A 2638-nucleotide genomic window follows, 5' to 3' on the forward strand; every position below is an offset into this window, starting at 1 on the left:
CCGCCTCTGACCCATTTGATGCTGACCGTTTTGTCTTCCGTCAGCCAATAGCCGACGGCCAATGCCTCGACTGGACTTGACTTGCCTCCGACGCCCGGCTCGTCAAAGCTGCCGTTATAAAATTATTCCAATTTCCGGGCCCAGGCCGCGCGATCGGCGCGCGCGCCAGAAAAGTGTAACCACCATTCCAGGATTGTCCGCCGTTGCGCAGGCAATAGGCGTAGTAAAATTCATCCTTGTCTCTGATGACGGTCGGGCAGCTGTCGCCGGTGTCCTTGCCGGCCGCCGGCGGATCGGTCCCAGTGATGATGGGTCCCTCGATGGCCCAGGTCAGTCCGTAGTCGGACGACGTGGCAATCGTCATCGAGGCGTGAGTCTGTCCCTTGGCATAATTGCACGCAGTCTCGTTATGCACCCAACCGACAAGCGTCTTTCCCTGACGCTCCACGTGCTGGATGCACTCGCCACAGGACGACGGACTGCCCGGCGGCCCCGGCTTCAGCACTGTGGCAGCGGGACCGGCCATGCTATACGGTTCCTTGCCATCGATGGCGAGGGTCGAGCCGAGCGCGGTGAAGCCGCGATAGCGCCCGTCGGGAAGCTTTGTTTCCGTGAACCAACTATCGGCGATGGCGCCAGGCCCACGCGCCACATAGGGCACACCGACGCGAACGCGAATGCTACCTGCGGCATCCGTCGCGACGTTTGTCGGCGACGCGGCGGCAGGCGCACCGGTCTTGCCGACTGCAGCATCTTGCGCGCGCGCCGAAGCGGTGAGGAGGACGAGTAGCGCGAGAGCTTTGACGCTTGCGGATGTCGTCATGCGCAAATTCGAAAGTCTACCGTGTCCGTGCACGTGCTCCCTTCGGCGCACGGCAGACTTGTGGCCTCTTGCGTCATGTCAAAAATTTAATCTAAGGGGTTCAAAACGCACCTTGGCGGCCTTTTGTCGTCGAAGGCGAGGAAGTACCGGTTCAAGACCTTTTTCGGCTCAGCTGGCGGAAGCGCTTGGGCGAACTCTCCTTCGACACTCAACGGCTCGCGGCTGATGGCAGAATGTTCACCTGCGGTACAGCCCAAGTAAGTATCCCTTCGGCCAGAGGCGCGACCGCCTGCAATTCCTCTGTCCGTCAGAAAGCAGGTTACGGGGCGGAGAGCTAGCACGGTTAGGGGCCCTGCTCTCTTAATCTTCGCAAGAACGTTGTGGCTGCGATGAGAGGATTAGACAAATCATGAGCATATTCCGGTCCTTATTGCTGCCAAGGAGGGGCCGCGCTGTCTTGGCGATCGCCGTCGGCTTGATGGCTGGAAGCTCGATCGGGCTTCGCGCCGCGCGTTCCGAGATCGTCAAACAAAGGCCCTGCGACATCTACGCGGCCGGAAATACGCCATGCGTCGCCGCGCACAGCACGGTGAGATCGCTGTACGCCAAATATGCCGGCCCGCTATATCAGGTGAAGAGGGCTTCGGACGACGCTACCGAAAACATCGATCTACTTTCCGACGGCTACGCGAACGCTGCGACACAAGATGCATTCTGCGCAAACACCGGCTGCATCATCACCAAAATCTACGATCAATCGCCGAGGCACAACGACCTCGCAATCTCCGCTGGCGGACATTTTAGAGGACCTGGGCCCGATGGTTCCGACCTCGGCGCCGCGGCGGACGCGTTGCCGATTACCGCAGGCGGTCACCAGGTCTACGGCGTCTCGATTTCGCCTGGGATGGGTTATCGCAACAACCGGACATCGGGCGTTGCGGTCAAGGGAGAGCCGGAAGGAATGTACATGGTCTCTTCTGGAACCCACTACAATTCGGGCTGCTGTTTCGACTATGGCAACGCCGAGACGAGCGGCGATGACACCGGCGCCGGCCACATGGACGCAGTCAACGTAAGCAGAGATTTAGAGTGGCCTGACTGCGGCAACGGACCGGCAGAGCCCGGCGTGCAGGCTGACCTGGAGAACGGAATATTCCACTGGGACAAGCGAAGCTGCAATCCCGCATCGAATGTCAGCGGTGGGCCACGCCCCTTCATATCAGCCTGGTTGAAGAACAATGGCCAGACCAGGTTTGCGCTGAAGTGGGGCGACGCATGCTCGGGCAGGCTCAACACAATCTATTCTGGCGCCCTTCCAGTTGGATATGCGCCGATGCGTCAGGAAGGCGCGATCATCCTGGGCATTGGAGGAGATAACAGCCATGCCTCCGCGGGCTCCTTCTTCGAAGGCGTGATGACGGCCGGTTTTCCCACCGACAGCGCCGATAGCGCGGTCCAGTCCAACATTGTAGAGGTCCGCTATGGCGCGCCCACCGGCCTGTCTGGAACGCTGGTACCGGGTTCGGAAATCTCGCTGCAAGCGACTACGGCATGCTGCACCGGAAACTATATCCGTAACCAGAACGGCGTCGCTGTCATCGCGCCGATCACATCCGGCAGCGCTGAGCGGGACAAGGGTGACGCAACCTGGGTTGTCCGCCGTGGCCTCGCCGAGAACTCATGCTTCTCCTTTGAGTCGAAAAACAATCCGGGCGACTTCTTGCGGCATCAAAACGCTGCTCTGCACATGCAACCGTTCGACGGCTCCGCTCTTAATCGGTCTGACGCGACGTTCTGTCCGCGGCCGGGTAATGA

2 protein-coding genes are annotated in these 2638 nt (G+C 60.3%); one reads left to right on the forward strand and one right to left on the reverse strand.

Annotation, left to right across the window (positions count from 1 at the left end):
- Window positions 1-40 precede the first annotated feature (40 nt).
- Window positions 41-823, reverse strand: a complete 783-nt coding sequence (locus JOY90_RS26410; protein ID WP_291694043.1) for a hypothetical protein — start codon at window positions 821-823, stop codon at window positions 41-43.
- Between the two features lie 457 nt (window positions 824-1280).
- Between JOY90_RS26410 and JOY90_RS26415 the strand changes: the two genes are divergently transcribed.
- The coding region (locus tag JOY90_RS26415; protein WP_291694044.1) for an arabinofuranosidase catalytic domain-containing protein at window positions 1281-2638 on the forward strand (1358 nt) is incomplete at its 3' end.

Origin of the sequence: Bradyrhizobium sp. (assembly GCF_019242285.1) — a bacterium.
Taxonomy (GTDB): Bacteria; Pseudomonadota; Alphaproteobacteria; order Rhizobiales; family Xanthobacteraceae; genus Bradyrhizobium.